Origin of the sequence: Kitasatospora sp. DSM 101779, from assembly GCF_025655475.1 — a bacterium.
GTDB lineage: Bacteria > Actinomycetota > Actinomycetes > Streptomycetales > Streptomycetaceae > Kitasatospora.
The window spans coordinates 2,103,976-2,110,883 of record NZ_JAHTIK010000001.1 but is presented as its reverse complement, the minus strand read 5'-3'; the positions used below and the strand labels follow the sequence as shown (position 1 = coordinate 2,110,883).

Sequence of the window (6,908 nt, the reverse complement as noted above, 5' to 3'; positions counted from 1 at the left end):
CCCGCCGCCCTGGCCGTCGTCGCCGCCGCCACGCTCGCCGCGACGCTGCTCGCCCCCTCCGCGTCCGCCGGGCCCGCCCCCGCTGCCGCGCTCGCGGCGGCCCCCGACATCCCGGTCGCCAACGTCAAGGCGCACCTCGCCCAGCTGCAGTCCATAGCCACCGCGAACGGTGGCAACCGGGCGCACGGCCGGGCCGGGTACAAGGCCTCGGTCGACTACGTGAAGGCCAAGCTCGACGCGGCCGGCTACACCACCGCGCTGAAGACCTTCACGTACAACGGCGCCACCGGCTACAACCTGATCGCCGACTGGCCGGGCGGCGACGCCTCGCACACGGTGATGGCCGGCTCCCACCTGGACTCCGTCACCGGCGGGCCCGGGATCAACGACAACGGTTCCGGCTCGGCCGGCATCCTGGAGGTCGCGCTCGCCGTGTCGCGGGCCGGCCTGCAGCCCACCAAGCACCTGCGGTTCGGCTGGTGGGGCGCCGAGGAGTACGGCATGGTCGGCTCCAAGAACTACGTCAACAGCCTCTCCGGCAGCGATCGTTCGAGCATCGAGGCGTACCTCAACTTCGACATGATCGGCTCGCCGAACCCCGGCTACTTCGTCTACGACGACGACACCAAGCTGGACAACCTGTTCAAGACGTACTTCTCCGGGATCGGGGTCGCGACCGAGCCGGAGACCGAGGGCGACGGCCGCTCCGACCACGCGCCGTTCAAGAACGCCGGCATCCCGGTCGGCGGCCTGTTCAGCGGCGCCGACTACACCAAGACCAGCGCCCAGGCAGGCAAGTGGGGCGGCACCGCGGGCCAGGCCTTCGACCGCTGCTACCACTCGTCCTGCGACACCAGCGGCAACATCGACGACACCGCGCTGGACCGGATGAGCGACGCGATCGCGTACGCGATCTGGACGCTCGGCACCGAGAGCGCGCCGCCACCCGGCAAGGTCTTCGAGAACGCCGCCGACGTGGCGATCCCGGACGCGGGCGCCGCGGTGACCTCCTCGATCACCGTCTCCGGGGTGGCCGGCAACGCGCCCGCCGCGCTGCAGGTCGGCGTGGACATCAAGCACACCTGGCGCGGCGACCTGGTGATCGACCTGGTCGCACCGGACGGCAGCAGCTACCGGCTGAAGAACTCCAGCTCCAACGACTCGGCCGACAACGTGATCACCACCTACACCGTCAACGCCTCCAGCGAAGTGGCGAACGGCACCTGGAAGTTGAAGGTGCAGGACGTGGCCGCGCAGGACACCGGCACGATCGACAGCTGGAAACTGACCTTCTGACGGGAGGGCGGAGGGGGGTGCCGGAGAGGCGGCACCCCCCTCCTACGTACTACGGCTGCATCTCGTAGGCGCCGGACAGTGCCTCGACCTTCGCCCAGACGCGGTCGGCGCGCCCGGCGTCGGCCACCGGGCGGCGGACGTGCGCCACCGCCCAGGCGGCCTGCTCCTCGGTGGTGGAGGACTTGCCGTGAAGCTCGGTGGCGTGCGCGGAGAAGTCCCGCACCAGGGCGTCGAAGATCTGGTCCAGGACATCCGCGTCCAGGCCGGTCAGCTCGGCCTGCTCCAGCACCAGCTGGCCGTAGACGACCAGCGCGAAGAGCTGGCCGATCTCCAGCAGGAAGTCCAGGTCCTGCTGCTGCTCGGCGCTCGGCGCGTGGGACAGCAGCAGCGCGCACAGGCCGTCCGCCTGCTCGCGGAAGCGGGCCACGTTCGGCACGGCGGCGTGCTTGTCGTAGGCGGTGCGCCAGTCGTGGAAGCGGATCGCGCCGAGGCCGCGGGCCGGGCCCTGGCGGAACAGGAACGCGTCGTCCGCGGCGTCCACCCGGCTCGGCACCGGCGCGAACTCCGCCGGGTTGAACAGGTAGTTGCCCATGAACTTGAGGATCAGCGCCAGGTTGACGTGGACGGTGCCCTCCAGCTTCGGCAGGCCGCGGATGTCCTTGGCGGCCTTGTCGAAGTAGGTGTCCGCCTCGAAGCCCTTGGCCGCGATGACGTCCCACATCAGGTCGATGACCTTCTCGCCCTCGGTGGTGACCTTCATCTTGGTCATCGGGTTGAAGAGCAGGTAGCGGCGGTCCTCCGGCGAGGCGGTGCGGAAGTAGTCCACCGAGCGGGAGCTGAAGAGCTTCATCGCGACCAGGCGGGCGTACGCGTCCGTCAGCTCCCGCTTCACATGGGCGAACTCGGTGACCCGCTTGCCGTACAGCACCCGGTTGTGGGCGTGCGTCACGGCCTCGTACATCGCGTGCTCGCAGATGCCGACCGAGGCGGTGCACAGGTTGAACTTGCCGACGTTGACGGTGTTCAGCGCGGCGTCGAAGGCGGCCTTGCCGGTGTGCAGCACGTCCTCGGCGCGCACCGGGTACTCCTCCAGGCGGAACTCGCTGACGTACATCTGCGCGTTCACCACGTTCTTGACCAGGTGGTACGCCTCGTGCCGGCTGTCGGCGGCGAAGAAGACGTAGCCCTCCGGGCCGTCCACGTCGGAGCGGCGGCCGAAGACCGACACCAGGCCGGCCACGTTGCCGTTGCCGATGTAGTACTTGGAGCCGGTGGCGGTGAAGCCGCCCTCGCCGTCCGGGGTGAGCACCATGTCGGTGGAGTAGATGTCCGCGCCGTGGCTGCGCTCGGACAGGCCGAAGGCCATCACGTGGCCCTCGGAGAGCAGCTGCGCCGCGCGGGCGCGGACGGCCTCGTTCTCGCTCTGCCAGACCGGGCCGAGGCCGAGGATGGTGACCTGCCAGGTGTACCAGTAGCCGAGGCCGTAGAAGCCGAGGATCTCGTTGAGCTCGGCGATCCGGGCGGTGTCCCAGCGCTTCGCCGGGTCGGCCGAGGACGGCGTCAGGAACTCCGCGAACAGGCCCTCCTTGGCGGCGAACTCCAGGAAGTCCGCGTACCAGCTGCGGTCGATGTAGGTGTCGATCAGCGCCTTCTTGCCACGCGACTCGAACCAGTCGACGGTCGCGCGCAGCAGCCGGCGGGTGGTGTCGTCGAACTGCGCGGGGTCGTAGGTGCGCGGGTTGAACAGCTGCATCATCAGGTCCCAGGGGTCGAGGGTGGCGTGGCTTGCAGGCGGTGCAGGGTGGCGAGCACGTCGTCCAGCCAGGCGAGGATCATCCGCTCGTACTCGATGCCGCCGCGCAGCACCACGTGCTGGAGGCGCTGCTGGGCGTCGAGGGCGTCCGGGTCGGGGAAGTCCCGCTGCTCGCCGGACAGGTAGCGGGCGAGCAGCGCGGCGTGCTCGGTGCGGTGCCGCTCGACCTCGGGGACGAGCGCGGCCGGGTCGTCGAAGGCGGCGGCGCGGATCTTCACGGCGAGCTCGTGCCGGACGGTCTCCGGCTCGACCGGCTCGCGCAGCCAGCCGACCAGGACACCGCGGCCCGCCGCCGTCGCCGAGTACACCTTCTTGTCCGGACGCCCGTCCTGGGCGACCTCCTCCGCGGCGACCCAGCCGTCCGCCTCCATCCGCCGCAGCACCCGGTAGATCTGCTGGTGGGTGGCCGTCCAGAACCGTCCGATCGAGCGGTCGAAGCGCCGGGCCAGCTCGTAGCCCGACCCGGGCTGCTCCAGGAGGGAGACGAGGATCGCGTGCTCCAGTGCCATGCCCGCATCCTGCTATGCAACGAGTTGCATAGGCAATGCGGGCGCGCGGGGGTGAGACGCACCTCACGCGGGACGGCCCGCGGAAGAATGGCCGGATGGACGAGGCGGAGCTGCTGCGGCGGCGGATGCAGGCGCAGTTCGGGCGGGCGCGGGTGCGGGCGGCGGCGGCCGCCGGGGCGTCGGGGGGCGTGCAGGCGCAGGACGCCGGGGCGGCCCGGTTGGCGCTGCGGGCCCGCGGGGTGGCGGACCCGGGGGAGCCGGGGCGGGCGCTCGCCGCGGGGGAGACGGTGGTGCTCGCGCTGATGCGCGGCACGCTGCACCTGGTGCCGGCCGAGGACGCGCGCTGGATGCTCGGCCTGTTCGCCGACCGCAACCTGGCCGCCGGGGCCCGGCGCCGCCGCGAACTCGGCCTGACCGAGGCGGTCTGCGCCCGCGCCCGGGAGTTGCTGCCCGCGCTGCTGGAGGTGCCGCGCGGCCGGGCCGAACTCGTCCGGCTGCTGAACGAGGAGGGTCTCGGGATCGACCCGAAGGGCCAGGCCCCGGCCCACCTCATGGGCTGGGCCACGGCGCACGGGCTGCTCTGCCGGGGCGCCGACGTGGCCCCGCGCGAGCCCGGCTACGTGCCGCTGCCGCAGGGCCGCCCGGTGCCCGAGGACCCGGCCGCCGAGCTGGCCGGCCGCTACCTGGCGGCCTTCGGCCCGGCGGAGGCCGCCGACTTCGCCTCCTGGTCCGGCCTGCCGGTGCGCGAGGCCCGGCGGGCGGTGGCCGCGGCCGCACCGGAGGAGGTCGCGCCGGGGCTGTTCGCCGCGCCGGGCGGGGAGTCGCCGTCGGCCGGGCCGCCGGTGGTGCGGCTGCTCGGCGCCTTCGACAATTACCTGCTGGGCTACCGGAACAGGGACGCCGTACTGGCGCCGGAGTTCGCGAAGCGGATCAACGCGGGCGGCGGGATCGTCAAGCCGGCCCTGGTGGCGGACGGCCGGGTGGTCGGCGGCTGGCGGCGGGAGAAGGGCGCCCTGGTGGTCGAGCCCTTCCGGGTGCTGCCGGCGGCGGTGCGGCTGGCGCTGGCCGAGGAGGCCGCGGCGGTGGCGGCGTTCCTGCAGGTCGACGCCGGGCTGAGGGTCGAGCCGTCTGGCGAATGCTGACAATCAGGTGATAATCGGGTGTAAAGGTTAGATAAGGGACACAATGGGTACGGGGCAGTCGCCTGCCTTGTCACGGACCTTGGAGGTGGTTCCCGGTGTCGACCCAGCTTCCGGGTATGGAGCGCCATCCGGACATCCTTGCAATGCGTGAACACTACGAGCGCGTCACCTCGACGATGCTCGCGCAGGGCGTCGAAGCGCTCTGCATCGTCGCCGGACTCTTCCTGGCGATCTCCCCGTGGGTGGTCGGGTTCGCCCTCTTCCCCGCCGCGGGTGGCATCCAGGGCGTGACCCTGAGCAACCTGATCTGCGGTCTGGCCTTCGCCTTCCTGATGGGCGGCTACGCCACCGCTTTCGAGCGCACCCACGCACGCGCTTACGCCGGACTGGCGATCGGCGTCTGGACGATCATCGCCCCCTGGGCGACCGTCGGCGACCAGGCGTTCTACCGGACGATCTGGACCAACTGCGTGACCGGTGCCGTGATGGCCTGCCTGGCGGGCGCGGCCATCGCCATGACGCTGACCGGCATGTCCTCGAAGATGGGTAGGAGCCGCGGATGACGGAGACCGACACGGACAACCCCCCGACGGGTGCGGACCGCACGGTCCGCACCCGTCGACCGTCCTGCCGGTCGGAACCCGGGACGGGCCGTCAGGGCCGGGTCATCCGCAGCACGTCCAGCGCCTCGTCCAGCTGCGCCTCCGTCAGCAGGCCGCGCTCGACGTAGCCGCGCTCCAGCACCACCTGGCGGATCGTCTTGCGTTCGGCCAGCGACTGCTTGGCCACCTTCGCAGCCTCCTCGTAGCCGATGAAGCGATTCAACGGGGTGACCACGGAGGGCGAGGACTCGGCGTACTCCCGGGCCCGCTCGGCGTTCGCGGTCAGCCCGTCCACCGTGCGGTCGGCCAGCAGCCGGGCCGCGGACGCCAGCAGCCGCACCGACTCCAGCACGTTGCGGGCGATCACCGGCAGCATCACGTTCAGCTCGAAGTTCCCGCTCGCGCCGGCCACCGCGACGGTCGCGTCGTTCCCGATCACCTGGGCGGCCACCATCAGCACCACCTCGGGGATCACCGGGTTCACCTTGCCCGGCATGATCGACGAACCCGGCTGCAGGTCCGGCAGGTTGAGCTCGCCCAGGCCGGTGCGGGGGCCCGATCCCATCCACCGCAGATCGTTAGCGATCTTCGTGAAGCCGACCGCCACCGTGCGCAGCTGACCGCTCAGTTCGACCAGCCCGTCCCGGGCGCCCTGGGCCTCGAAGTGGTCGCGGGCCTCGGTCAGCGGCAGCCCGGTGGCCCGGGCGACCTCCGCGATCACCGCGGCGGAGAACCCCGGCGGGGTGTTGATGCCGGTGCCCACCGCCGTACCTCCCAGCGGCAGTTCGGCGACCCGGGGGAGCGCGGCGCGCAGCCGCTCCACGCCGTACCGCACCTGCGCCGCGTACCCGCCGAACTCCTGGCCGAGGGTGACGGGCGTGGCGTCCATCAGGTGCGTCCGGCCGGACTTGACCACCTCGGCGAACTCGCCGGCCTTCCGCTCCAGGGCGGCCGCCAGGTGCTCCAGCGCGGGCACCAGCGCGCCGGTGACGGCCCCGGTCGCCGCGATGTGGATCGACGAGGGGAACACGTCGTTGGACGACTGGCTCGCGTTCACCTGGTCGTTGGGGTGCACCGGCCGACCGAGCCGCTCCCCGGCCAGGGTGGCGATCACCTCGTTGGTGTTCATGTTGGACGAGGTGCCGGAGCCGGTCTGGAAGACGTCCACCGGGAACTGGTCGTCCCAGCGGCCCTCCGCCACCTCCTCGGCGGCGCTCACGATCGCCTCCGCCGTTTGCGCGTCCAGCACGCCCAGCTCCGCGTTGACCTTCGCCGCGGCGGCCTTGATCCGGGCCAGCGCCGCGATGTGCGCCCGCTCCAGCCGCTGGCCGGAGATCGGGAAGTTCTGCACCGCGCGCTGCGTCTGCGCCTGCCACTTGGCGGCCGCCGGCACCCGGACCTCGCCCATCGAGTCGTGCTCGATGCGGAACTGCTCCTCGTCACCCATGGTGGGACACCTCCTGCACAGCACAACGCGCGGCGTGCCGGGGTATTTCCTTCAGGGCATGCCACAGGGGCGCGTGGGGGCACCTCCCGGCCGGAGGCC

General features: G+C 71.9%; 6 protein-coding genes. 3 read left to right on the top strand and 3 right to left on the bottom strand.

Translation table 11 applies throughout. The annotated features are described in order from the left end of the window. On the top strand, positions 1-1,296 hold a 1,296-nt coding region (locus tag KSNIM_RS09825), incomplete at its 5' end, for a M28 family metallopeptidase (protein WP_263102843.1). A gap of 49 nt (positions 1,297-1,345) precedes the next feature. Here KSNIM_RS09825 and KSNIM_RS09820 read toward each other — a convergent pair. After that, entirely contained in the window at positions 1,346-3,052 is a 1,707-nt protein-coding gene (locus KSNIM_RS09820) for an acyl-CoA dehydrogenase family protein (RefSeq protein ID WP_263102842.1), read from the bottom strand. After that, positions 3,052-3,618: a PadR family transcriptional regulator gene (locus KSNIM_RS09815; protein ID WP_263102841.1), complete on the bottom strand. Its 567-nt coding sequence runs from the start codon at positions 3,616-3,618 to the stop codon at positions 3,052-3,054. The genes KSNIM_RS09820 and KSNIM_RS09815 overlap by 1 nt, the downstream gene beginning before the upstream one ends. Before the next feature lie 95 nt (positions 3,619-3,713). On the opposite strand from KSNIM_RS09815, the gene KSNIM_RS09810 reads away from it, so the two are divergent. Both KSNIM_RS09810 and KSNIM_RS09805 read left to right on the top strand, forming a co-directional pair. Then, positions 3,714-4,760: a winged helix DNA-binding domain-containing protein gene (locus tag KSNIM_RS09810; protein ID WP_263102840.1), complete on the top strand. Its 1,047-nt coding sequence runs from the start codon at positions 3,714-3,716 to the stop codon at positions 4,758-4,760. Between the two features lie 143 nt (positions 4,761-4,903). Next, on the top strand, positions 4,904-5,323 hold the full coding sequence (locus KSNIM_RS09805) for an SPW repeat protein (RefSeq protein ID WP_263102839.1): 420 nt from the start codon (positions 4,904-4,906) through the stop codon (positions 5,321-5,323). Between the two features lie 91 nt (positions 5,324-5,414). Here KSNIM_RS09805 and KSNIM_RS09800 read toward each other — a convergent pair whose 3' ends face one another. Then, positions 5,415-6,809 carry a class II fumarate hydratase gene (locus tag KSNIM_RS09800; RefSeq protein ID WP_263102838.1) on the bottom strand — a complete coding sequence of 465 codons (1,395 nt, stop codon included), beginning with the start codon at positions 6,807-6,809 and terminating at the stop codon, positions 5,415-5,417. Positions 6,810-6,908 lie beyond the last annotated feature (99 nt).

Bases quoted from the DNA above. Each gene is read 5' to 3' on its own strand.
- KSNIM_RS09810 (WP_263102840.1), top strand. From the start codon at position 3,714: ATGGACGAGGCGGAGCTGCTGCGGCGGCGGATGCAGGCGCAGTTCGGG.
- KSNIM_RS09820 (WP_263102842.1), bottom strand. From the start codon at position 3,052: ATGATGCAGCTGTTCAACCCGCGCACCTACGACCCCGCGCAGTTCGAC.
- KSNIM_RS09815 (WP_263102841.1), bottom strand. From the start codon at position 3,618: ATGGCACTGGAGCACGCGATCCTCGTCTCCCTCCTGGAGCAGCCCGGG.
- KSNIM_RS09800 (WP_263102838.1), bottom strand. From the start codon at position 6,809: ATGGGTGACGAGGAGCAGTTCCGCATCGAGCACGACTCGATGGGCGAG.
- KSNIM_RS09805 (WP_263102839.1), top strand. From the start codon at position 4,904: ATGCGTGAACACTACGAGCGCGTCACCTCGACGATGCTCGCGCAGGGC.